This window comes from Lysinibacillus canaveralius (assembly GCF_047301505.1).
GTDB lineage: Bacteria > Bacillota > Bacilli > Bacillales_A > Planococcaceae > Lysinibacillus_B.
In genome coordinates, this window is the sequence record NZ_CP154840.1 from 1005926 (window position 1) to 1030756 (window position 24831).

The window sequence follows — 24831 nt, forward strand, 5'->3', positions numbered from 1 at the left end:
AATATTTATGTGCAAATAAAAGAGGTGTAAATAGTGAATTCTACAATACGGTATTCCATTTTCTTTATGTTGGATTCCCTTATTGTGCTGTCTGTAATTTTTATTAGTTACTGGCTGCTTGATCCAGCACATCTTATTCATTCTAATTCCGTTATTCTTGTAGGCTCGCTAACGCTGCTTATTAGCCACCATATTATGGCCTACTTTTTCCATCTGTACAATCGAATCTGGAGCGTAGCATCAATTAGAGAGTTATTAGCAATCGGGTATGCAGTGACCATTTCTGTGCTGATAGCTAGCATCATTCAATTTTTTATGAAAGAGGATATTCATTTTCGAGTGATGGTCATCACCTGGGTTTTAGATATTCTCCTGATCGGTGGATCGAGGTTTCTATTACGTGTCATACATGACCGGTCATTGTTTCAAGCTCAGGGTAATCTGAAGCGTGTACTGGTAATTGGTGCTGGAGAGGCTGGAACAATACTGTTACGCAGTATAAAGAGAGATCCGCTGACTGAGTATCAGGTCGTCGCTATTGTTGATGATGACCCTCATAAACAAAAGATGAAACTGATGGATATTAAAGTATGCGGTATGACAAAGGATATCGGCCGGATTGTGCAGGAAAAAAGAATTGATGAGATTTTTTTAGCCATTCCTTCTCTTGGAAAGATCGGTATCCGTCAAATGTATGAGCGCTGTTTAAGTACAAAAATACCAATTAAAATTATGCCGAAAATGGAGGATATCATCATCGGCAAAGTATCTGTCAATGACATGCAGGAGGTAAAAATTGAGGATCTGCTCGGAAGGGAGGAAGTGAAGCTGGATATGATTGCCCTTTTTAATAAACTAACAGATAAAGTTGTGCTAGTGACAGGGGCAGGTGGATCGATTGGCTCGGAAATTTGCCGCCAGGTTTCCAGGTTCAAGCCATCCCGGGTAGTTTTAGTGGGTCATGGAGAAAACTCAATTTACAACATTCATGCTGAATTATCAGAGGGCAAAGAATACCGGGAAGTGGAGTTTATACCTATCATTGCGGATGTACAGGACCGGAAGCGAATTTTTGAAGTGGTCCATGAGTTTATGCCCGATGTTATTTATCATGCTGCCGCACATAAACATGTTCCCTTGATGGAAATCAATCCTGCTGAGGCCGTTAAAAATAATATTGTCGGAACCCAAAATATCGCAGAGGCCGCACATGCATATGGTGTTGCGAACTTTGTAATGATTTCCACCGATAAAGCGGTAAATCCCCCAAATATAATGGGTGCAACGAAGCGAATCGCAGAAATGATTATCCAAAATTTGTCCAGATACAGTGAAACGAACTTTACGGCCGTTCGTTTCGGCAATGTGCTTGGTTCCCGTGGAAGTGTTGTGCCGCGTTTTCAGGCTCAAATTGCAGCGGGAGGGCCAGTGACAGTGACGCATCCGGAAATGACACGCTATTTTATGACAATCCCGGAGGCCTCACGTCTTGTTCTACAGGCAGGCACACTGGCTCGGGGAGGGGAAGTTTTTGTGCTGGATATGGGTGAACCTATAAAAATAGTAGAGTTGGCAAAAAATCTTATTCGATTATCGGGCTTTACAGAAGAAGAGATTCATATCGAATTTTCGGGTATCCGTCCAGGTGAGAAGATGTATGAAGAATTGCTGAATGCGGAAGAAATTCAGGAGGAGTATATACATCCAAAAATTCATGTTGGAAAAGCCCATTGCCCTGAAGAAAGTGTGCTCATCGAGTTCCTCGCACAATTAGAATTCCTTCCTATAGATTTAATGAAGCAAAGGGTTATTGAATTAGCAAATGGTGATTGGATGAATAGCCAGGAACTTACCCCAAAGACAATTGCATAATGATCAAATACTAAAATAGCAGGCATATTTAAAGTAACAAAAAAGGAGAGGTCCTTTGAAAGAAAATTATGATACGTATATCCAAAGATCTGATCATAGTCAGCAGAAAAGGATTTATTTAGCATCCCCTCATATGAGTGAAGAAGGGTATGAGATAGCATGGATTCAGGAGGCATTTCAGACGAATTGGATATCCCCCCTTGGCGAAAATGTAAATGAGTTTGAAAAACAACTTGCTTTGATGGTAGGAAGCAAAGCGGCAGCAGCATTATCCTCAGGTACAGCGGCTATCCATATGGCATTAAAAGCTGCTGGGGTAGAGAAGGGGGATATTGTTTTTTGTCCGACACTAACATTCTCGGCAACAGCTAATCCAATAATTTATCAGCATGCTGTTCCGGTATTCATAGACAGTGATAAAGCGACGTGGAATATGAGCCCGCAAGCATTGGAAGAGGCGTTTCGCAAATATCCTAATGTAAAGGCGGTATTGGTTGTTCACCTGTATGGACTGTGTGCCGACATGGATGCCATTCTAGAGATTTGTCAAAAATACAATGTGCCAGTAATCGAGGATGCTGCTGAAAGCCTTGGTTCTCTTTATAAAGGGATGTATACAGGGGCAATTGGAGACTATGGAGTTTATTCATTTAACGGCAATAAAATCATTACTGCTTCCGGAGGAGGAATGCTCGTTTCCGACCATGAAGAGCGGATTGCCAAAGTAAAATTCTGGTCGGCCCAGTCTAGGGACCCGGCCAGGCACTACCAGCATAGTGAGCTAGGCTATAACTATCGGATGAGCAATATCATGGCCGGAATTGGGAGAGGGCAGTTGAATGTACTAGAGAAAAGAATAGAAAAGAAGAAATATATTTTTGAATTTTATAAGAGGGAGCTTAGCCGTTTGAAGTGCATTGAATTTATGCCGGTGAATGAATGGAATGAGCCGAATTATTGGTTGAGTGTAATGATGTTAAAAGGAAATGAATGCCCGCTGAAAGTGATAGAAGCGCTTGAAGGAGAAGAGATCGAATCAAGGCCTGTATGGAAGCCGCTGCATCTTCAACCTTATTTTAAGGCATATGATTTTATCGGCAGCAATGTATCAGAGAGCTTGTTTGAGCAAGGGATTTGCCTGCCTTCGGATACAAAGATGAGCGATACGGACTTAGAAAAAGTTGTGGAAACAATAAAGAATGCGGTGAATGGTCATGCAGCTGTATAAGAATTATATAAAAAGGCCGATGGATTTCATAGTAGCTACGGTCACGCTCATTGTGTTAAGCCCGGTTTTAATAGGAACCGCAATTTTAGTAAGAATTAATCTAGGGAGCCCTATTCTATTCAAACAGGAAAGACCAGGCTGCCATGAAGAAATATTTACATTATATAAATTTCGAACGATGACAAACGAGCGGGATGCAGAAGGGCATTTGCTGCCTAATAGTAAAAGGCTGACTAAGTTTGGGAGATTCCTAAGGTCCACCAGCTTGGACGAGCTGCCCGAACTGATGAATATTATCAAAGGCGATATGTCCATTATCGGTCCAAGACCTTTAGCTGTAGAATACTTGCCCTATTACACGGATGAGGAAAGAATGAGGCATTCTGTTAAACCGGGTTTATCGGGATTGGCACAAATTAACGGACGTAATACAGCCTCGTGGGAGCAGCGCTTTCAAGATGATTTGAATTATATAGCCAATATCACCTTCTTCCATGATGTAAAAATTATGATGAAGACGCTGGTGAAAGTAATGAAAAGAGCAGATGTTGGAGAGGCAGGGGTAGATACGCCGATGGATTTTGATCAGTACAGAAAAGAAAAACAGAAAGCATCACTCAGTTGATTTCAAATAATGACCGAGGATAGCCGTTTAACGGTTTGATTAAAGGGGCGGGAAATATGTTAACAGCTTTGACAGTTGATGAATCTGCTAAATGGAATGCAATAGTAAAAGAATATAAGAAGTATGATGTGTACTATCTTGCAAACTATACAAAAGCATTTAAAGAGCATGGCGATGGCGAGCCTATCCTTTTTCATTATAAGGATGAAGATATAAAGGCCATCAATGTGGTAATGAAAAGAGATATAGCGAATGATATAAAATTTAAAGGCAAACTGCCGAACAATACGCTTTATGACTTGGCGACACCCTATGGATACGGCGGCTTTTTAATAGAAGGTAACAAGACAACAAACGCCTTGCAAGCTTTAGCAAGAGAATATAGCTCTTTCTGTGTAAGTGAAGGGATCATTAGTGAATTTGTCCGGTTCCATCCAGTGATAAAGAATGCCGAATGCTCGAAAAGCTTTTATGATGTAGCGCAGCTTGGCAGAACAGTGAATGTATCATTATCTTCACAGCAAAGTATATGGGGAAACTTAAGTAATAACAAAAAAAGATGGGTGAAAAAAGCACGGGAAGCTGGCGTAGAAGTATGTGCAGGAAGAGAGCCTGCGTTATTTCAAGAGTTTAAACGCATGTATGAAAAGACAATGAGAAAGAACAATGCACAAGATTACTACTTTTTCGACGAATCGTTTTATCAAAGTGTGATTGGCGAGCTGCCAAACCATTCCATGATCTTTTATGCAATATATAAGGGCAAGAAAATAGCAATGGTCTTGGTGATCTATGGAAATAGGCAGATCCATCATCACTTATCTGCCTCGGAACAAGCATTTCAGCATCTCGCGCCAACCAACTTGCTAATGTATGAAGTGGCCTGCTGGGGGAGTAAACAGGGGTTTGACAGCTTCCATATGGGTGGAGGCGTTGGCAGCAAAGAAGATTCTCTCTATCAGTTCAAGCAGGGGTTCAATAAAAAATCAGAAACCTATTTTTCGGTTGGAAAGAAAATATTTAATGAGGAAGTCTATAACGACTTGGTGGAAATGAGAAGAATGGAAGACGAATTTGATGAATCAGCTTTATTCTTCCCGCTCTATCGATTATAGCTTGCACAATGATTTTATAGGTGAGGTTTGCTGAATGAACATTTTGTTTTTATCATTGGGCGGTTTTGAAAGCATAGAAACCCAGGGGATTTATTCAGATTTAATGAGGCATTTTCGTGATAATGGGCATGACGTATACATTGTGAATGCCAGAGAAAGGCGTTTGAAAAAGCCGACTGAATATACAACGGAAAATGGGATACACCTTCTCAAAGTGAAAATCGGCAATATCACACAAAACTGTCTGCTGGAGAAAGGTATTTCCACCTTGATGATTGAGTTTCAATTTTTAAGAGCTATTAAGAAATATTTCGGTACTACTATGTTTGACTTAGTGATGTATTCAACTCCGCCTATCACATTTGAAAAAGTCATCCGTTATATAAAAAAAAGGGACAATGCGAAAACATATTTACTCCTAAAAGATATTTTCCCGCAAAATGCTGTTGATCTAAAAATGCTTCGCAAGGACAGCTTTATTTACCGATATTTCAGAATGAAAGAAAAGAAATTATATCGTATATCCGATCATATCGGATGCATGTCACAGGCAAATGTAGACTTCATAGAAAATCACAATCCACAACTCTCACCAAATATCCTTGAAATATGTCCTAATAGTATTACTCCCCTTGTGATTCAAAAGGATGAGGACAAAATAAACAGTATTCGAAAAAAATATAATATCCCATCAGACCGAACGATTTTTTTGTACGGAGGTAATTTAGGAAAGCCTCAGGCAATCGATTTTCTCCTTGAGTGTATAGAAACGAATCAATCGAATAATCAAGCATTTTTTGTCATCGTTGGCGCTGGGACAGAATTCGGCAAAATAGAAGCCTATTTTCGTAAGAAGCAGCCTTCAAATGCAAAGCTGATCAAAGAATTACCAAAAGATGAATATGAAGTACTCGCTAACGCCTGCGATATAGGTTTGATTTTTCTTCATCATCAGTTTACAATTCCAAATTTCCCATCACGTATTCTCTCTTATATGCAGGCATCTATTCCTGTGCTCGCAGCGACTGACGAACATACAGATCTCAGATATGCTCTGGAACAAGGGAATTTTGGTTTATGGTGCAACAGCTCCGATGTAGACCAGTTTAATGAAAAACTCCAGCAATTAACGAACCCGCTTGTACGAGATATGATGGGAAGAAACGCAAGAAAGTATTTAGAAGAGAATTATACAACTCGGCATTCCTACGAAATGATAATGAAGCATTTTGAATAATGGAAGGAGGGGACTTGAGTGTTTAAAAATGCGACCTTATTAATTACAGGCGGCACGGGCTCTTTTGGCCATGCCGTAATGAAACGATTTCTGGATACTGATATTAAAGAAATCCGGATATTATCGAGAGATGAAAAGAAGCAGGATGATATGCGGAGGAAATACAACAACGAGAAGCTGAAATTCTATCTTGGGGATGTCCGGCAGATCGACAGCATCAGAAATGTCATGTACGGAGTTGACTACATTTTTCATGCGGCAGCATTAAAGCAAGTACCGTCATGTGAATTTTTCCCGCTAGAAGCGGTAAAAACAAATATTCTAGGCACCGAAAATGTATTGAACGCCGCCATTGAACATCAGGTGAAGAAGGTTATCTGCCTGTCGACGGATAAAGCGGCCTATCCGATTAACGCCATGGGCATTTCGAAAGCAATGATGGAAAAAGTATTCGTCGCCAAAGCTAAAACTGTCTCAGCTGATAGGACGCTGATCTGCGGGACGCGCTATGGCAATGTAATGGCATCCCGCGGCTCGGTCATTCCTTTATTTATCGAACAAATCAGGAGCGGTAACCCTCTAACAATAACAAACCCGCATATGACAAGGTTTTTAATGAGCTTGGAAGAGGCCGTGGAGTTGGTGATGTTTGCATTTCAACATGGAGAAGCGGGGGATATTATGGTCCAGAAATCGCCTGCCTGTACAATCCGCAACTTGGCCCAAGCATTAAAAGAACTGTTCAATGCAAATAATGAACTCAAAATTATTGGTACAAGACATGGGGAAAAACGCTGTGAAACCCTCTTAACAAAAGAGGAATATGCAGTAGCGAAAGATACAGGACAATTTTTCAAAGTTCCCGCAGATCAGAGGGATCTAAATTATAATGGATATTTTGTCGAAGGTGACCCCGGGCTTACAATCATGGAGGAATATAATTCGGATAATACACAGCTATTAACGGTGGAAGAGATTAAGCAGAAGCTATTGCAATTGAAATATATACAACAAGAACTCTCGGGATGGAATCAGCACCTTCAGGTAATAAACTAAAACAAGGAGGGGCACATTGAAAATTCTTGTAACTGGTGCGAAGGGGTTTATCGGGAAGAATTTGATCGCAGAGTTAAAAAATAGAGGATTTCAAGAAATTTTGATTTATACGAAGGATGTCGACCCGGCTTTACTGGAGAACTATACAAAAGAGTGCGACTTCGTCTTTCACTTAGCTGGAGTAAATAGACCCATCCATGAAGCGGAATTCATGGAAGGAAACTACGGGTTCACTGAAAAACTGCTTAGGCTGCTTGAGGAGTTTGGCAATAAAGCACCAATTGTAGCCGCATCCTCTATCCAGGCAAAACAAGATCATCCATACGGAAAGAGTAAGAAGGCAATGGAAGATGCGCTCTTCCTCCATGAAAGCAAAACAGGTGCGAAAGTGTATGTGTACAGATTACCGAACGTATTTGGCAAGTGGAGCAGACCCGACTACAATTCTGTCGTAGCCACATACTGCCATCATATTGCGCGAGACTTACCGATCCATATTCATCACGCAGAGACGGAACTTACACTTTGCTACATTGATGATGTGCTGGATGAGTTTTTGAATGCTTTGAAAGGATCACCTGCAATGCAGTCCCCTTACTGTACGGTACCGCTTACCTACCAAATATCGCTGGGTGACTTGGCGAGCTTGCTGGAAAGCTTTAAAGTGAATAGGGAAAATTTGCACATAGCGAATATGGAGGACGGTCTGACAAAAAAACTTTACAGTACCTATGTAAGTTTTTTACCCGAGAATCAATTTGCTTATAACTTGCAAATGCATCTTGATCAGCGAGGCTCTTTTACTGAATTTCTTCGGACACCCGACAGAGGCCAGGTATCTGTCAATGTCTCGAAACCAGGCATCACAAAGGGTAACCATTGGCATCATTCAAAAAACGAGAAGTTTCTCGTTGTGAGTGGTGAAGGAATAATTCGTTTTAGAAAACCCGATTGTACAGAAATTATTGAATACCACGTCAGCGGGGAAAGAATGCAGGTGGTAGATATTCCTGCGGGCTACACACATTCCATTGTGAATATCGGTCAAACAGATCTCATTACCGTCATATGGGTAAATGAATGCTTTAATCCCGAAAGGCCTGATACGTATTATTTGGAGGTATAAAAGGTGAAGAAGCTCAAAGTGATGACGGTAGTAGGTACAAGACCGGAAATTATCAGGTTGTCGGCTGTAATCAATAAGCTTGAGCAGTCAAATGCAATTGACCATATCCTTGTGCATACAGGTCAAAATTATGATTATGAATTGAACGAAATCTTTTTCAAAGATTTCGAGATAAAAAAGCCGGATTACTTTTTACATGCGGCTGCCGGCACAGCGATGCAGACAATCGGCAAAATGTTAAACAAAATCGACTCCGTGCTTGAGGAAGTTAACCCAGATGCCTTTTTAGTATTAGGTGATACAAATAGCTGTCTATGTGCGATTGCCGCGAAAAGAAAACATATTCCCATCTTTCATATGGAGGCAGGCAATCGATGCTTCGATCAGCGTGTGCCGGAGGAAACGAACAGGAAAATTGTTGACCACGTGGCCGATATTAATCTGACATACAGTGATATCGCCAGAGAGTATCTCTTGCGGGAGGGGTTCCCAGCAGACCGTATTATTAAAACTGGCAGTCCCATGTTTGAAGTGCTGAATTCCAAAGTAAGTGATATTGAATCATCAACTATCCTGCATAGGCTGGGGCTTGAAGAACAAGAATATTTTGTTATTTCTGCGCATAGAGAAGAGAATATCAATACAGAAGCAAATTTTATGACACTGGTCGATACATTACAGGCACTTGCAGAAACGTATGGCAAACCGGTTGTTTTCAGCACACACCCCCGTACACAAAGGATGATTGAGGAAAAAGAAATCGTTTTTCATCCACTCATCAAAACGATTAAGCCTGTAGGATTTACTGATTATATAAAGCTTCAATTAGGTGCCCGGGCTGTACTTAGCGACAGTGGAACAATTAGCGAGGAGGCCTCTGTGCTCGGCTTCAAGGCATTAAATATCCGGCAGGCCCATGAAAGACCGGAAGCTATGGAAGAAGGGGCAGTCATGATGGTGGGGCTTGGTAAAGAGCGCGTGATGCAAGGGCTGAAAGTGTTGGAAATGCAGCAGAAGGATACCTTGAAGCTAGTAGAAGATTACCGAATGCCGAATGTATCAGATAAAGTACTGCGCATTATTTTATCATACACGGACTATGTAAAACGTATAGTCTGGGGGCAGGCTCATCCATGAAGATTGCTTTGATTTGTCCTTCCAATAAATTGTATATGCCTTATGTCAAAAATTACGAGCATATATTGATGGAACAAAAGATCGATTATAACATGATGAACTGGGACAGGTTCCATATAGAAGAGGAGAGCCGCAATACTTATAGAGATGAAAAAGCAGGGCATCAAAGAGGTTTTTTTGATTACCTCAAGTACAAGCGTTTTATCATCCAAAGGTTGAATAATCAAAAATATGATAAACTGATTATTTTTGGTATTCAACTGACCTATTTTTTAAAGGAAACCTTGCTCGAGAGTTTCAATGGGAAATTTATTGTGGACATAAGAGATTACAATAAAATTTTGCACTTTTTTGATATAGGCAAGATAATCGAGGCGTCTGACCATATTGTTTTATCCTCTTCTGGATATAAAAAATGGCTTCCGAAGAGTGATAAATATGTCATCAATCATAATACTCAAATAACTAGTATGATAGAAATGGTGCCAGCCCAGGCTGTTTTCAGCAAAGAAAAGCTGTCCCTGACTAACATAGGGGCAACAAGAGATTATAAAGTGAACAGGAAGCTGTTGTATAAACTCAAAAACAAGGACCGTTTCCAGCTGAATTATCATGGTGAGGGAGAAATCAATGCATTATTAAAAAGATATTTAAATGAAAACCATATCTCCAATGCCTCCGTGACAGGTAGATATACTGCAGAGGAGGAAGCATCATTTTATGAAAACAGCGATTTGATTAATGTTTTTCGGCTGAATGATAGCATTAATAATCGTACGGCATTGCCAAATAGGCTGTACAAGGCTGCCTTATACGGTAAGCCGCTGGTCACTTTAAAAGGAAGTTATTTAGCGGAGCAAATTTTAACTTATCAATTAGGAATAGTCGCAGATACGTTGGAAAATATTGATCAATTAATAATTGAATATATAAGAGATTTTGATTTACAGGCATATCGGCAAGGAAGAATAGATTTTTTTTCAAAGGTGATTGAAGAGAATACGATTTTTAAAAATAATGTACTGACATTTCTGGGCCGCCAGTAAATTTCAATATGTAGTGATCATTTCCCTAATAAGGGGGAGAGCTTGATGAGGCATAAGAAAAGATTAGTGATTGTCAGCAGCAATTTGGCTACCGGAGGAATTCAAAAAGCGTTAGTCAATCTTTTAAATGAAATAGCAGACAAGTACGATGTAACCGTATTTATATACAGCTATAGTGGACAATACCTCCTTGAATTACCAAAGCAAATAAAAATCATAAAGGCGAATCCTTATATGAAATTGTTAGGTATTTCTCAGGCTGAGGCAAAAAAGGAAGGGATATTTTTCTACTTCCTTCGGGCATTGCTTGTATTGTGGACGAAGATTTTTACAAATGCATTACCGATATCGCTGCTGCTGTCTACAGAAGGCCGGTTACAAGGGTATGATATTGCTATTTCCTATGTACAAAGCCCGCATGATAAATCGTTTTACGGCGGATGCAACGAGTTTGTTCTAAAGAAAATAGATGCAAAAAAAAAATTCGCCTATATACATTGTGATTATTTGCACTACGGGGGAAACACACTCCGCAATAAGAAAATGTACAAACAATTCGACCGTATTATTACCGTTTCTGAAGGATGCAAAAAGCACTTTTTACAGGCAATACCATCCTTATCATCTAAAACGTACAGCGTGAAAAATTGCACCGATTTTCTGGACATTCAAAAAAAAGCGGAGCACACACCATTTCTTTATGACAGTGAGAAGTTTTCGATTGTAACAGTAGCACGACTGAGTGAGGAAAAAGGCATTATAAGAACGATAGAAGTCATTTATGAGCTGGTGAAAAAGGGTTATAACATCAGCTGGCACCTCATTGGGGAAGGCAGCTTAAGAAGAGAGATCGAGCAGCTTGTCTCCTCTAAATCTCTAAAGGGACATATTACCCTGTATGGAGAGCAGGAAAATCCGTATAAGTATATGAAAAACGCTGACTTATTTTTATTGCCTTCCTATCATGAGGCAGCTCCGATGGTATTGGAGGAAGCGAAGTGTATAGGGCTCCCTATTTTGACAACAAACACAACATCCGCTAATGAAATGGTGGAACAATGCGGTGCGGGATGGGTTTGTCAAAATTCAGCTATTGGCATAAGGGAAACACTTGAATATATCCTAAACAACAGAGAGGAGCTGCTTCAAATCAGCGGGAAGCTAAAAAAACAGCAGTTTCCCCAAAACACCGGGGTGGACCAGCTAGAAGCGGTAATAGATGGAGCATGCGGCTATGGACAATAAGCAAAACTATCGAGCACTTTTATTTTTTTGTATAACGGACGTGCTTATACTATCGATAGGTCATGCTCTGAATATTGGCCCTGCTGTGTTAGGCGGTGTGCTGGTTTTCTTTCTTTTGCTCTTAGTCAGCCATGGCTCAAATTTTCTCGCTATTATGCTTTTCTATCTTCCGTGGTCTCCTGTTATGAAACTCAATTCGGGTGATTATACATTCTATACAATCGGTTTTCTTCTGTTCTTTTGTTATTTCCTCTTTATAAAAGAGCTTTTTGAAAAGAAGGCGGTATTAAGATTACAAAACTTGCTGTTAATTAGTGTAATAGCAATCTATACGTTGACTGTAAAGTTGGCATTAGGCTATGACATTTCATTAAGTTATATTGTTTTTCTTGTGATGCTTATTTTAATTCCTGCCTATTTCCGTATATACCGAAATGAACTTTCTTTCGAGAAATGTATCATCTTTTTTTCAGCAGGAATCATGGCAGCAAGTTTCTCATCCGAAATTTTAATGAATTATCCACATATGCTGCGATTTATAGAAATTACCAGCTGGGAGGCGGGAGGCTTAACAAGGTTAAGCGGCTTCTACGGGGACGCTAATTATTATGCCGCCCATATTTTGACGGCAATTTGCGGACTGCTCATCCTTCTATTCAATAAAAGAAATTACGAGAGAATCCTATTGTTTATTTGCATTATTACGCTTGTTTACCTAGGTTTTTTATCCGTGTCAAAAATGTTCATATTAGTTTTAGCAGCAGCGGCAGGCGTTTGGCTGCTGTCTGTATTGATTCAAAAAGGGCGGGCGATGACTAAGATTTCAATGCTGATTACCTTCGCTGCGGGTGTTATCTTCATTGTCATGTCTCCGCTATTTGATAAACTCATCCAAATGTATGCAGTACGTTTCCGTATTGTCAGTGATATATCTTCTTTTACTACAGGGCGGAGTGACATCCTTCAAGACTATTTTTCCTACTTAATCAATCACCCTTTCGCTTTATTATTTGGACAAGGCATAACGCAAGTTTATACGGGGGAAATCATTTATGCGGCACATAATAGTTTCGTTCAGATCATCTATCAACTAGGAATTATCGGTTCGCTGCTTCTGGTGATATGGCTTATCCAATTGTTCTCCATCAAAGGAGAAGGAAATACCATAGCTCCTTATTCCTATACAAGACCGGTAATAGTCGTCATGCTTCTTGTTATTTCCTGCTATGGATCTTGGCTTGCCTTGGATATTTTATTTGCCGATGAGTTTTTTCTCATGCCCTTACTATTCCTTGTAGGAAAAGATTATATAGAAGGCAAAACAAAAAAGCCGGACATTCAAGGCTATATAGAGAAATAAAAGCTCTAAAAATTTTTCAGAAATTTGGAAGGAAGGCAGGGGAAAGGTGAACGGTGAAATAACAAGAACAGCAATTATCCACTCTCTATTTTGGAAGCTCCTTGAAAGAGGAGGTTCACAAGTTATTCAACTGCTTGTGATGATTATTCTTACTCGTCTTCTTATGCCGGAGGATTATGGACTTATAGCAATTGTAGCGGTTTTTACGAGTATAGCTGCCTTGCTGGCTGATAGTGGTTTTTGTGAAGCACTCATTCAGAAAAAACATGTGGAGGAAGTTGATTTTTCATCTGTTTTCTTTTTAAATCTATTTATCGCATGCCTATTGTATATCACTCTCTTTTTTATAGCGCCATATGTAGCTTTCTATTTTGAATCCCCTCAACTAAAGGTCATCTTAAGAATCTTATCCTTAACTGTATTCATAAGTGTTTTTAATTCCATTCAACATGCCATCATAGCGAGAAATATGCAGTTTAAAAAATTATTTAAAAGCAGCCTGGCTGCCACCTTCATAGCTAGTTTAGTAGGTATAGCACTGGCTTACACAGGCTTTGGCATATGGGCATTAGTTGGTCAACAGATGACAAGCCAGTTTCTCTCAACAGTCCTCCTATGGTTTTCAGTAAAATGGAGGCCCAAATGGCTTTTTTCAATAAAGCATGTATCCACTTTATATTCATTCGGTTGGAAGCTTGTAGCTTCTACGCTGATCTATAATTTTTATACAAGCCTTCAAAGCTTTGTGATTGGTAAGCTATTTAGTCCAGTTGTATTGGGGTACTACAGCAGAGGCGCACAATTACCCAACATTTTAGTGTCTAATATCAATGGCTCCATACAATCTGTTATGTTTCCGGCATTAGCCTCCCAGCAGCATGATAAAGATCGAATGAAGGAAATGATACGAAGATCAATCATTACCAGCTCCTTTGTGCTATTTCCGTTAATGATGGGGTTGGCTGTTGTAGCAGAGCCGCTAGTAAGACTATTGTTTACAGAAAAATGGCTTCCGACAGCGGCATTTCTCCAAATCTTTTGCGGTTATTATGCATTATGGACCATTGACTCTGCTAATTTACATGCCATTAAAGCTGTGGGAAGAAGTGATCTTTTTCTAAGACTGGAAATCGTAAAGTTTATTGTCGGTACAATTATATTGATCATAAGCTTGCCCTTTGGTGTCTATGGCGTTGCAATCGGTGTATTGGTGAACAGAATAATTACAACCATCTTGGATGCTTATCCTATGAAGTCGTTGCTTGGTTATAGCTTGGCTGCTCAAATGGAGGATATACTGCCATCCTTGCTTTTATCCATAGGGGCGGGAGCGATTGCCTACAGTATCCATTTTGCCGGATTGTCAGATATGCTGACCATCGTATTACAAATGATTGTAGGTGCTGCATTATATATTGGGCTAGCCGCCGTATTTAAAATGGAATCCTTTACTTATCTTATTTTCACAACGAAACATATGATGAAAAGTGAAAGAAAAATAACTATTTAATGTAGAGATTCGACAATCCTAATGTGAGATAAAGAGGTGTAATCGTTTGAAGAAACTAGTGATGCTTGGTGGTGCACAATCCCAAATTCCGGCTATTAAAAAGGCAAGAGATATGGGATGCTACATTATCATGTGTGATGCAACGGAGGAGGCACCGGGGAAAAAATATGCCCATGAATACTACAATGTATGTACGACAAATAGGGAGGCTGTATTACATTTAGCAAAATGCCTGCAGGCAGACGGAATTGTTAGCTATGCTGCTGATTCAGGTGTGTTGACGGCAGCGTATGTTGCTGAAAAACTAGGGCTGCCATCTCATCCTTACAACTCTGTAGAAATCGTAACGAATAAAGAACTGTTTCGGAAATTTCAACGAGCCCATAGCTTTCATATTCCGAAAGCAGAAGGATACAGTTCCTTTGAACAAGCCAAAGCCGATTTTCATCGCTTTAGCCTGCCGGTTATCATCAAACCAGTGGATTCTTCAGGAAGTAAGGGGATATCGAAAATTGATTCATTAGATCATCTTGAAGAAAAAGTGAAGGTTGCTTTACGATTCTCCAAATCTAAACGATTTATTATAGAGGAGTATATCGAAAGTTACGGACCCCATATAGGCGGGGATGGCTTTTCGGTGAATGGTCAACTAGTATTCCGAAGTTTTTCAAATGAGTATTTTTCTACGAATTGTTCTAATCCTTTTGTTTCTATCATCGCCACTTGGCCCTCTATCATACCTGAACGTCTCCAAAATAAAATACACGGGGAGATACAGAGAATGCTGGAGTTATTAGAGATGAAAACGGGGGCATATAACTTTGATATTAGAGTAGACCAGCACGAAAATATATACCTAATAGAGATGGCAGCACGTAACGGAGGAGATTGGAACCCCGACCTCATACATTATGTAACCGGGGTCGATTTAATTGAATATACGATCAAGGCTGCTTTAGGGGAAGACTGCGCCAGCCTGAAGATGGCCAAGCCTCATGGATATTGGGCGAGCTATGTCTTGCACAGTGAAAAAGAGGGTGTATTCAAAGATGTTAAGATTGCTGAAGAGTTAAAAAAGAATGTTGTCCAGTCCCAGTTAACAGTAAAACTCGATGAGAGAATCTGCCCTTCTCCAAATGGGCATGTCTATTTAGGCCTTATGATTTTGAAGTTCTCTTCAATGAAGGAAATGAAGGAAAAAACGAAAAGGCTGCCCGAGCAGATCAAGGCTGTAGTTGAAGATGCCAATATAAAATGCTGATGGTAATAAAAAAGGCAGGATTTCTTATAAAGGAGTTCATAAAATGAAAAAACTACTCGTATTAAGCGGCGATTCTTATCACGTCCCGTTCATCAAAAAGGCGAAGGAAATGGGCTGTTATGTCATTACATGCGATTTTTTCGAGAATAATCCCGGCCATCAATTTTCTGACGAATATCATAACGTCAGCTATATGGATCAGGAAGGGGTTCTAGAGTTAGCAGCAGCATTGGAAATTGACGGCATTATTTGCTTTGCAGCAGATGAAGCCGCAACAACTGTAGCCTATGTTGCTGAAAAATTGGGGCTACCTACTCATCCATATAAATCAATCGAAATCATTAATCGTAAGGATCTATTTCGCGCGTTTTTAAAAAAACACAATTTCCATGTTCCCCAAGCAAAAAGCTATACTTCTTTAGAAAAAGCCCAAGCAGAATTTTATCATTTTAAAACGCCTGTCATGATTAAACCGGTTGATTCATCGGGAAGCAGAGGAATTTCAAAAATTGACTCCATTGAGTTACTTCCGGAAAAGGTAGAGTATGCTTTACGTTACTCAAAAGTAAAACGTTTTTTAATAGAAGAATATATTGAAAAGCAAGGATATCAGGTTGGCGGAGATGGCTTTTCGGTAAATGGTCGGCTTGTATTCAGATGTTTTTCCAATAATCACCTTTCACATGCATCGATCAACCCCTTTATTCCGTTAGGGGGAAGCTGGCCGAGTATATTGCCAGAACGCCTTCAAACTAAAGTCCATAATGAGATTCAACGGCTTTTCGATCTCCTGCAGATGAAAACAGGAGCTTACAATTTTGATATAAGAATAGATCAGGATGAAAACGTTTATTTCATCGAGATGGGTGCAAGGAACGGAGGCAACTTAATCCCACGTATAACACAATATGCTACAGGAGTCGACTTAATAGAATATAGTATCAAAGCAGCTATAGGCGAGGACTGCTGTAAATTAAAGATGATCCAACCGAAAGGCTGTTGGTCCTGCTATACGATAAATAGTCACAAAAACGGCATATTCAGAGGGCTTGAAATAAATGAGGAGTTTATGAAGGAGAATGTAATCGAGTATGAGTTATTTGTGAGACCGGGAGATAACATTGAGGTGTTTACTGGATCAGATAAGAAGTTAGGTTCCATGGTTCTGACATATGCGTCAATAGATGAAATGCTGCAAAAGATGGAAGATATGGAGAAGTGGATAAAGGTAGTTGTGGAACAATCTTTAGTGAACAACCAGTAAAAGAATAGGGGAAATATACAACAATCTCTGCTTCTCCATCTTTCTTGTCGTATTTTGAATAAGAAGTTTTTGTTCTTTGACACATAATGCTATGAAAAGCGCTCCTGCCGAGGGATAAATAAAGTGTGGTATTCATATAATAATATGACAAATATTCTAGGAAACTAGAGAGCTAATATATAAGCCGCCAAGCGGAAATAAAGCTTATCGTAATAATAGAAGGGGGGATATCGTTGAGGGAAACTATTAGTTTGCAAGAGCTATTAAAATTGATCAGAAAGAGACTATTTTCAATTATAGGTCTAGCCATTTGCTGCGCAGGTATAGCAGCCTATCTAAGCTTTTACCTCATTTCCCCTGTCTATCAAGCCAAGACACAATTGCTAGTTAACCAAAAAAATATTTCCCAGGAGAATGCATGGGCTCAAACGGAGACAGATCTGCAGTTAATTAATACGTATAATGTCATTATTAAAAGCCCGGTTATATTAAATAAGGTAATAGAAAAGCTCGATTTGCCGGTAACCGAAGAAGAGCTGACGAATCAAATTACAGTATCAAACGAAAATGATTCAAAAGTTTTGACTATTACGGTAAGAGCTGATGAAACTCAAAGAGCTGTCGCTATTGCTAATACAATCGCGGATGTATTCCAAATGGAAATCCCTAACTTAATGAGTATTGATAACATTAATATTTTATCTGCAGCGAAGCCGGAACAATTTCCTGATCCTGTAGAGCCCAATATAACATTTAACATTCTAATAGCGGCGGTGATCGGAGTAATGTCGGGGATTGGAATAGCATTTTTACGTGAATTGCTGGATACAACCATAAAGACGGAAAAAGATGTAGAGGAGCTTCTTCAGCTGCCAGTTATGGGCGTGGTAGGAACTATTCCACTAAAAAGAGAAATGAAAGCTTCATTTAAATCCGAAAAAGTCAGGGGGAAGCCGGATGCTCGGAAAAAGAAATAAGGAGAGAAAAAAGAGGAATGTACCGAAGGCAGGGGGTAGGCTTATTACTGTCTCAGATGGTAAATCCCTTATATCAGAGCAGTTTCGGACTATGAGAACAAATATTACCTTTGCTGCACCGGATCATGAGGTCCAAACAATTTTGGTGACATCCTCTATCCCAGGGGAAGGAAAGTCAACAACCGCCGCGAATCTCGGTGTAGTATTTGCCCAAGAAGAGAAGCGGGTCTTAATGATTGATGCAGATTTGCGAAAACCGACATTGCATTATGCTTTTGGCGTATTCAATGTAATAGGGCTGTCCAGCGTGCTTACACGGAAAAATGCCTTCTACGATGCTATTCAGGAAACAACGGTAGCCGGCCTCAATCTTTTGCCAAGCGGCCCCATCCCTCCTAATCCAGCAGAACTGCTTGCATCAAAAACAATGGATGCCCTCTTCGAAGAACTAAAAAAATTATATGACATCATTATTGTCGATGCACCTCCCGTTCTTCCGGTAACAGATGCCCAAATTTTGTCCAATAAATGTGATGGCACGTTATTAATTGCTAATGCAGGTATCGTGACAAAGGAAGTTGTCATAAAAGCAAAATCCGCATTGGCCGGTTCTCAAGCACGTATCATGGGGGTAGTCCTGAATAATTATAAAATAGCTAAGAACCGAAAGCGTTATTATCAATATGAATAGAGATAGTAAAAGTTATGTTTTAGAAAGTAATAGAGCAGGCAAACGAGCACTGAATGATCTTCGGCTTTTCTATTCTTATCATCGTAAACGAATAATGCGAAAGATGAATACTTCATCTACTTTAAGTATGTTTGGCGAGGAGAGGGGAAGTGGGTTTTCTAATTGCGGGTGGAATCGGTTTTATTGGTTCACATACTTATATTTCTCTACGTAAACGGTTTCCAAATGCACGACTAGTCATCGTTGATAATTTGACGACCAGTACGATACAAACATTGAATAGCTTAATGGAAGTTATAGGAGATAGCATAGTATTCCATCAGCTTGACTTATGTGATGAACAGGCTGTTGAACATTTATTTAATAGATATCATTTTCATGGAATACTTCATTTTGCAGGTTATAAGGCAGTAGAGGAGTCTGTTGTGAATCCTCTCAAATACTATATGAATAATATTCAAGGAACATTAAATTTAGTAAAGCAATGCCTGCACTACAAAATAGAGCGTTTTATCTTCAGCTCCTCCGCAACCGTTTATGGAAATGGGAAGAGCCCCTTTAAGGAAAGTGATTCGCTCTTGCCGGCGAGCAGTCCGTATGGGCAGACAAAAGCTATATGTGAACGGATTTTACAGGATGTAGCATATGCCAATCCTTGGCTGAGGGTCTCTCTTCTTCGGTACTTTAATCCAATAGGAGCTCATGAAAGCGGCCTCATTGGTGAGTCACCTACCAGTCTTCCAAGTAACTTAATGCCTTATATTACAAAAGTTGCGAAAGGTGAATTGCCAATCTTAAAAATTTTCGGAGGAGATTATCCGACTCTAGATGGTACAGCGGTAAGGGATTACATCCACGTCATGGATGTTGCAGAAGGACATGTAGCGGCGCTTGAGCATGCAAGACGGGGAGCTCATATCTATAATTTGGGGACAGGCAGAGGGACAAGTGTCTTGCAATTAGTCCGTGCTTTTGAACAGGTAAATGGAATAAAGGTACCCTATCAAATTGTTGAACGCCGTCCAGGTGATCTAGCCTCTGTTTACGCAGATGTGCACAAAACAGAGAGTGAATTGCAGTGGAAAGCAAACCGGACTATTGAAAATATGTGCAGGGATGCATGGAATTTTGAAAAACGAAATATATTAATATAGCTTAAGGTTTTTACATAGCCATTTGATATCGCAGGACGATTATCAAATGGCTTATATTATTTGGTCAATTCACAGCCATATTTGCCTTATAAATCAAGACAGTGCTAAAATAAGGGGTATTTGATAGAAAGTGTGGTCGGAAAAATGAAAGTATTATTTATTGGCGATATCGTCGGCTCGATCGGCCGAGATGCAGTTGAAAAGTATTTGCCTCGTCTAAAGAAGAAATATGCGGTAGATGTAGTTATCGCAAACGGAGAGAATGCAGCAGCAGGCCGTGGAATTACACGTAATATTTACAACGATTTGCTGCAGATGGGCGTTGATGTTATTACGATGGGGAACCATACGTGGGATAACAAAGATATTTTTGAGTTTATCGATGATGCAGATTATTTGATTCGTCCGGCAAACTTTTCAAAGGATGCACCAGGTAAAGGTATGGTACAAATTCAAAAGAATGGTGTAACATTGAGTGTCATTAATCTTCACGGCCGTGTATTTTTACCGCCGCATGAAGACCCGTTTGCAATGGCTGACGAATTAGTAGCGGAGGCAAAGAAAGTATCTCCTCTTGTGTTTGTCGATTTCCATGCTGAAGCAACAAGTGAAAAAATTGCTCTTGGCTGGCATTTAGATGGACGGGCATCTGTGGTGGTGGGCACGCATACACATGTGCAGACAGCAGACGCACGTATCTATCCTGGCGGCACTGCTTATATTACGGATGTTGGGATGACTGGCCCATACGATGAAATACTAGGCATGACAAAGGAAAGTGTCATCTACAAGTTTCAAACAAATATGCCTGCAAGATTTGAAGTGCCGAAAAAAGGGCGAGATGTCCTAAGCGGCTTTTTTGTCGAAATAGATGATAAAACAGGGAAAGCACTGCGTCAGGAAAGAATTTATATTAATGATGATAATCCTTTTAAAGGCTAAGAAATACAAAACGAGCTCATGAAAAATGGGCTCGTTTTTCTTATTTATTGAAAAGAAAAGTTGGGTGAAATTCAGTAGTTTACAATTTAGTACATTAGAAAAATGGGTAATATAGTCTAATTGTCCTGTGAGGATAAAATAATAAATTTTAATTTTTTAGGCCCATTGTAATGTTTGTAATATTTTCTTAACAAAAATGCGCTAAACTTTCCCGTTTTATAGTGCTATACTCTAGCGTGTATTTAAAATTTTCTAAAAATGGAGGGAACAATATGAAACACCAAAAAGTATTTAATATTGCAATCGCCTCAGCCGTAGCTGCCAGTGGAATCGTTGCAGTAGCTCCAACAAAGTCAGAAGCAGCAATAGTGTTCAAGGATGTAAAAAGTACAAACAGCCATGCAGAAGCTATCCATCAATTAGCTGAACGCGGAATCGTAAAAGGGTATTCTGATGGTACTTTCAGATGGGCGAACGCTTTAACGAGAGGACAGGCAGCAAAAATTATTGCGAACATACTAGAATTGGATACAGAAAACATTACTGATCCAGGATTTACCGATGTAAAAAAAACAGATGAATACTACGGAGCTATCGCTGCATTGAAGGCTGAAGGAATTATTTCAGGACTTCCAGATGGTTCATATGGACAGCACTCTCCTATTACACGCGGTCAAATTGCAAAGATTATTGTAGAAGCTTTTAAGCTGACGGGGTCAAAGGAAACACCGTTTAAAGATGTTACAGGAGCAGGAAGCTTTATCGATTATATTGAAACACTTTACGCTAATGGTGTAACGACGGGAACAACGGCAGATACATACAGCCCGTTTACCTCGGTGAAGCGCGGCCAGTTTGCCTCATTCGTTATTCGCGCGGAAGAAGCAGCTAAAAATACAGATGGAGAAAATCCAGATACAGGAGTAGATCCGGATGTTGGTACTAACCCAGATCCAGATACAGGAGGCGGTACACCGACTCCGGATCCAGGACCAGGTGGAGGCGGCACACCAGCTCCAAATCCAGGACCGGGTGATGGAGGTACACCTACTAATCCCCCAAATCCTGATCAAGAACAAATCGAAGAAGCTCTGGATGTCGCAATCGAAAATTTACTGGAAAGTTACGGAGAACAAGCAGCGAGTGTGGCAACCTTTGAACTAGAAGACAACACAATCCGTGTTTCATTCAATTCAGATGATTTAGAGACAACGGAAATTCGTGCCATTTTAAGGGAAGCTCAGGATGGAATTACTTTTGGCGAATTATTGGAAGGACTGCCGATTCCGGCTGCAACTCTGCTATTCGACAATCTTGAAACAATTACAGTAACAGCAGGCGATCATTCACAAGAATTTGCACGCGGCGATTACTTTGATGATGCAACTTTGGACATTAATCGTACAGCAGTCATTGAAAATACAGACCGTTTCATCGATGAAGCGCATCGTGTAAATGGAACAGCAGCGACTGTGGCAGATCTTCGAGAAATCTATGATAACAATATTACGATTACAGTTGCCGGTGTAACGTATACACTTGACATCGAGTAAGGATGTACCTCCCTAAAGCAGAGATGCTTTAGGGGATTTCCTTTCGAGTGTTTCACCTTAAACGACAGGAAGAAGGCGAAATTAACAGATATGAAAATACTCAAATGGTTTTTACTATCTCTTGGTGTTGTTGTTTTACTCGGTGGCGGCTACATTCTCTATGAATTTAAATTCAAGACCTATGATGTAGCAGATGCAGAAGTGGATCAAATAGTAGAAGAAGGGTATGAAATTGAATTACCCGATGGAACGACTATGAAAGTTGCGAGTGACGGGACAATTATAGAAGAAAAGAACGAAGCAAATGCTGGGGAAGCAGAGCAGTCAGAGGGAAAGCCAAATAAAGAAGTACCTACGGCTCATGCTGCTTCACAAGAACCAGCAGCAGGCTCGGTAAGTGCGGCCCCACAGCCTGAAAAAACACAGGCTGATAAAGCTGTAAAAGAAGAAGCACCTGTTAAGGAGGAACCGGCATCTGCTAAACCGGCAAATCCGCAGCCAAGTACTCCTCCAGCTGCCAAACCTAAACCGGTAACGGCTGAATCCATCAAGGAAAAGTATAGAGGGACACTTGTTTCACTCCAGCAGCAGGCAGAGACACGGGTGGACAATCTAGTTGAGGCTGCGAAAAAAGAATATGCTCAAAAAAAGGCTGACGGCGAAAAGATTAGTGCTGGATACTTCTACACGAAATATATGGGATCTTCCGGCTCGCTAGAATCCTCAACTGATGCAGCTTTTGAAGGCTTAATGAAAGCATTGGAAGCCGAACTTGCGGCTAATGGATTTAATAAATCAGAGGCGCAAAGCTTCCGTGATGAATATAACCAGACAAAAGAAGAGATGCGTTCCAGCCTTATGAAAAGAGCGTTAGCGGAAATGAGATAGGTAATAGGGCTTAATATACTACTGCGTTACTACCGGCTGCTAATGTGAAAATAAGCAGGGAAGGGAATCCTCCCTGTTTCTCCTGTTAGTTAGCTGTACTTCCAACGAGGTGCTATCCCGTTGTGGATGTGTAAGGTGGAAATTGACTGGTAGAAACGGAAAGCAATGATTCACAGAGAGAAAGATTGCGAAAGTGAAATAGCCAATAGGGGGTGACCGGAATAGGTGGGAGAACTTGCCTCAGTGTTCGACAACATTTTCACAGGTAAAGGGGCTAAAAAATGTCCAAAAAAAGTCTATTGGTAATCAGTCAAAATTTTTATCCCGAAATCGGTAGCGCAGGCAACCGGATTAAAAATATTTATCAGCTTTTAAATGAAGAGTATGAAGTCCATGTATTGACCACGGAGGCTTCTTATCCGAACAAAAAATTATATTCAGAAGAGCAATTTTGGCATGACCGGGAACTCAATGAGGATGAACAGATTTACAGAGTGAAAGTGGCGAACCGGAAATATACGAGGAACATGTTCAATCGGCTGCTTTATTATTTAGAGATGATGTGCCGGATGATTTGGATGATTTTGTTTTCGAAAAGCATATATGACGCAGTATTTGTGACAAGTCCTCCGATTTTCCTTGGAGTAGTAGGTATCTTGGCCAAATTCCGGTTTAAGGCAAAATTGATTTTGGATGTTCGGGATTTATGGCCGGATTCTTTAAGAGGTGTAGGTGTTTTTAATTACAAATGGATTATTTCGTTATTTAGAATGATGGAAAAGTCCATGTACAACAGAGCGGATTCCATCGTCATCAACAGCCAAGGCTTCTACAGTCATATTGCGGCCAATTTAAAAAAGGACAAGCCTATTTACTTTGTACCTAATTCCATTCGAAAAGAAGAGCTAGTCTTTAAAGAGCAGCGTAAAGGAGAATTCTCAGCTGTATATTCAGGAAATATCGGGCTCGCTCAGGACATTGAATTTCTCAAACAACTCTCACAAGCTCTCTATAAAAAGGAAATTCGTTTGAATGTAGTAGGGTTTGGGCTGAAAAAAGGAGAATTTCAGCAATTCGTCAAGGAACATAAACTTCATAATGTTCATTTCATCCGTGCAATGACGAGAAAAGAATGCCTGAATTTGATTAAGCAAAATAATGTTGGAGTTCTTTGCCTGAAGGATGAGGAAGTTTTTGATACAGTCCTGCCTGGTAAGCTGATAGACTATATCGCTTGTGGACTGCCGATTGCAGCAGGTGCTTCAGGGCATATTAAGGCATTGATTGAGGAAAAGGGAATTGGTTACGTTTCGGAATCACGAAATGTAGAGGAAATTGTTCAATTTATTGTCCACCTTAAAAATCATCAACATGTGGCAGAGGCTATCGCCCTAAACAACCAAAAAGTCATTCACCGGGATTTCCTGTGGGAGTCGAATATACGCACACTGATGGATGCAATTGAGGATGAAAAAGCAGTGCAGAAAGTCTGCAAGCTGGAACCTAAAAAAGAAATGATAAATATTGATAGTAAGGTTAATTAA

21 protein-coding genes are annotated in these 24831 nt (G+C 40.1%); all 21 read left to right on the forward strand.

Features of this window, described 5'->3' with window-relative positions; all coding sequences use genetic code 11:
- The first annotated feature begins 33 nt into the window (after positions 1-33).
- The 21 genes from AA0Y26_RS04925 (at position 34) to AA0Y26_RS05025 (ending at position 24831) form a co-directional block, all read left to right on the forward strand.
- Positions 34-1872 carry a polysaccharide biosynthesis protein gene (locus tag AA0Y26_RS04925; RefSeq protein ID WP_413365639.1) on the forward strand — a complete coding sequence of 613 codons (1839 nt, stop codon included), beginning with the start codon at positions 34-36 and terminating at the stop codon, positions 1870-1872.
- Positions 1873-2005: 133 nt separating this feature from the next.
- Positions 2006-3100: a DegT/DnrJ/EryC1/StrS family aminotransferase gene (locus AA0Y26_RS04930; RefSeq protein WP_413368055.1), complete on the forward strand. Its 1095-nt coding sequence runs from the start codon at positions 2006-2008 to the stop codon at positions 3098-3100.
- The gene (locus tag AA0Y26_RS04935) at positions 3087-3725 is read left to right on the forward strand and encodes a sugar transferase (protein WP_413365641.1); all 639 of its coding nucleotides are present in this window, start codon (positions 3087-3089) and stop codon (positions 3723-3725) included. Before AA0Y26_RS04930 ends, AA0Y26_RS04935 begins: the two co-directional genes overlap by 14 nt.
- A gap of 56 nt (positions 3726-3781) precedes the next feature.
- Complete coding sequence (locus AA0Y26_RS04940; RefSeq protein ID WP_413365643.1) at positions 3782-4840, forward strand: peptidoglycan bridge formation glycyltransferase FemA/FemB family protein; 1059 nt, start codon at positions 3782-3784, stop codon at positions 4838-4840.
- 34 nt (positions 4841-4874) lie between these two features.
- Positions 4875-6077, forward strand: coding sequence for a glycosyltransferase family 4 protein (locus tag AA0Y26_RS04945; protein WP_413365644.1), 1203 nt, complete (start codon positions 4875-4877; stop codon positions 6075-6077).
- Positions 6078-6095: 18 nt separating this feature from the next.
- Complete coding sequence (locus AA0Y26_RS04950) at positions 6096-7133, forward strand: polysaccharide biosynthesis protein (protein ID WP_413365646.1); 1038 nt, start codon at positions 6096-6098, stop codon at positions 7131-7133.
- A 16-nt stretch (positions 7134-7149) separates the two neighbouring features.
- A complete protein-coding gene (locus AA0Y26_RS04955) occupies positions 7150-8259 on the forward strand; it encodes an NAD-dependent epimerase/dehydratase family protein (RefSeq protein WP_413365648.1) in 1110 nt (369 codons plus the stop codon).
- 3 nt (positions 8260-8262) lie between these two features.
- On the forward strand, positions 8263-9396 hold the full coding sequence (wecB, locus tag AA0Y26_RS04960) for a non-hydrolyzing UDP-N-acetylglucosamine 2-epimerase (RefSeq protein ID WP_413365650.1): 1134 nt from the start codon (positions 8263-8265) through the stop codon (positions 9394-9396).
- Entirely contained in the window at positions 9393-10442 is a 1050-nt protein-coding gene (locus AA0Y26_RS04965) for a hypothetical protein (RefSeq protein ID WP_413365652.1), read from the forward strand. Before wecB ends, AA0Y26_RS04965 begins: the two co-directional genes overlap by 4 nt.
- 45 nt (positions 10443-10487) lie before the next feature.
- Complete coding sequence (locus AA0Y26_RS04970) at positions 10488-11687, forward strand: glycosyltransferase (protein ID WP_413365654.1); 1200 nt, start codon at positions 10488-10490, stop codon at positions 11685-11687.
- A complete protein-coding gene (locus tag AA0Y26_RS04975; protein ID WP_413365656.1) occupies positions 11677-13047 on the forward strand; it encodes an O-antigen ligase family protein in 1371 nt (456 codons plus the stop codon). Before AA0Y26_RS04970 ends, AA0Y26_RS04975 begins: the two co-directional genes overlap by 11 nt.
- 46 nt (positions 13048-13093) lie before the next feature.
- Positions 13094-14557 (forward strand): lipopolysaccharide biosynthesis protein, encoded by a 1464-nt coding sequence (locus tag AA0Y26_RS04980; RefSeq protein ID WP_413365657.1) that lies wholly within the window; start codon positions 13094-13096, stop codon positions 14555-14557.
- Between the two features lie 46 nt (positions 14558-14603).
- Complete coding sequence (locus tag AA0Y26_RS04985; RefSeq protein ID WP_413365659.1) at positions 14604-15818, forward strand: ATP-grasp domain-containing protein; 1215 nt, start codon at positions 14604-14606, stop codon at positions 15816-15818.
- Positions 15819-15861: 43 nt separating this feature from the next.
- Complete coding sequence (locus AA0Y26_RS04990) at positions 15862-17082, forward strand: ATP-grasp domain-containing protein (protein WP_413365661.1); 1221 nt, start codon at positions 15862-15864, stop codon at positions 17080-17082.
- Positions 17083-17315: 233 nt separating this feature from the next.
- Positions 17316-18059, forward strand: a complete 744-nt coding sequence (locus AA0Y26_RS04995) for a YveK family protein (protein WP_413365663.1) — start codon at positions 17316-17318, stop codon at positions 18057-18059.
- The gene (locus AA0Y26_RS05000) at positions 18040-18750 is read left to right on the forward strand and encodes a CpsD/CapB family tyrosine-protein kinase (RefSeq protein ID WP_413365665.1); all 711 of its coding nucleotides are present in this window, start codon (positions 18040-18042) and stop codon (positions 18748-18750) included. Before AA0Y26_RS04995 ends, AA0Y26_RS05000 begins: the two co-directional genes overlap by 20 nt.
- 149 nt (positions 18751-18899) lie before the next feature.
- Positions 18900-19904: a UDP-glucose 4-epimerase GalE gene (galE, locus tag AA0Y26_RS05005; protein ID WP_413365667.1), complete on the forward strand. Its 1005-nt coding sequence runs from the start codon at positions 18900-18902 to the stop codon at positions 19902-19904.
- Between the two features lie 144 nt (positions 19905-20048).
- Positions 20049-20846, forward strand: coding sequence for a TIGR00282 family metallophosphoesterase (locus tag AA0Y26_RS05010; RefSeq protein ID WP_413365669.1), 798 nt, complete (start codon positions 20049-20051; stop codon positions 20844-20846).
- 272 nt (positions 20847-21118) lie between these two features.
- Positions 21119-22399: an S-layer homology domain-containing protein gene (locus AA0Y26_RS05015; RefSeq protein WP_413365671.1), complete on the forward strand. Its 1281-nt coding sequence runs from the start codon at positions 21119-21121 to the stop codon at positions 22397-22399.
- 90 nt (positions 22400-22489) lie between these two features.
- Positions 22490-23287 (forward strand): hypothetical protein, encoded by a 798-nt coding sequence (locus AA0Y26_RS05020; RefSeq protein WP_413365673.1) that lies wholly within the window; start codon positions 22490-22492, stop codon positions 23285-23287.
- A 281-nt stretch (positions 23288-23568) separates the two neighbouring features.
- Complete coding sequence (locus tag AA0Y26_RS05025; protein WP_413365675.1) at positions 23569-24831, forward strand: glycosyltransferase family 4 protein; 1263 nt, start codon at positions 23569-23571, stop codon at positions 24829-24831.

What these genes read in the sequence shown, in the direction of transcription:
- AA0Y26_RS05020 (WP_413365673.1), top strand. Translation starts at nt 22,490, where the DNA reads ATGAAAATACTCAAATGGTTTTTACTATCTCTTGGTGTTGTTGTTTTA.
- AA0Y26_RS04990 (WP_413365661.1), top strand. Translation starts at nt 15,862, where the DNA reads ATGAAAAAACTACTCGTATTAAGCGGCGATTCTTATCACGTCCCGTTC.
- AA0Y26_RS04975 (WP_413365656.1), top strand. Translation starts at nt 11,677, where the DNA reads ATGGACAATAAGCAAAACTATCGAGCACTTTTATTTTTTTGTATAACG.
- AA0Y26_RS04935 (WP_413365641.1), top strand. Translation starts at nt 3,087, where the DNA reads ATGCAGCTGTATAAGAATTATATAAAAAGGCCGATGGATTTCATAGTA.
- AA0Y26_RS04940 (WP_413365643.1), top strand. Translation starts at nt 3,782, where the DNA reads ATGTTAACAGCTTTGACAGTTGATGAATCTGCTAAATGGAATGCAATA.
- AA0Y26_RS04945 (WP_413365644.1), top strand. Translation starts at nt 4,875, where the DNA reads ATGAACATTTTGTTTTTATCATTGGGCGGTTTTGAAAGCATAGAAACC.
- AA0Y26_RS04965 (WP_413365652.1), top strand. Translation starts at nt 9,393, where the DNA reads ATGAAGATTGCTTTGATTTGTCCTTCCAATAAATTGTATATGCCTTAT.
- AA0Y26_RS05015 (WP_413365671.1), top strand. Translation starts at nt 21,119, where the DNA reads ATGAAACACCAAAAAGTATTTAATATTGCAATCGCCTCAGCCGTAGCT.
- AA0Y26_RS05000 (WP_413365665.1), top strand. Translation starts at nt 18,040, where the DNA reads ATGCTCGGAAAAAGAAATAAGGAGAGAAAAAAGAGGAATGTACCGAAG.
- AA0Y26_RS05025 (WP_413365675.1), top strand. Translation starts at nt 23,569, where the DNA reads ATGTCCAAAAAAAGTCTATTGGTAATCAGTCAAAATTTTTATCCCGAA.
- AA0Y26_RS04970 (WP_413365654.1), top strand. Translation starts at nt 10,488, where the DNA reads ATGAGGCATAAGAAAAGATTAGTGATTGTCAGCAGCAATTTGGCTACC.
- AA0Y26_RS05010 (WP_413365669.1), top strand. Translation starts at nt 20,049, where the DNA reads ATGAAAGTATTATTTATTGGCGATATCGTCGGCTCGATCGGCCGAGAT.
- AA0Y26_RS04930 (WP_413368055.1), top strand. Translation starts at nt 2,006, where the DNA reads ATGAGTGAAGAAGGGTATGAGATAGCATGGATTCAGGAGGCATTTCAG.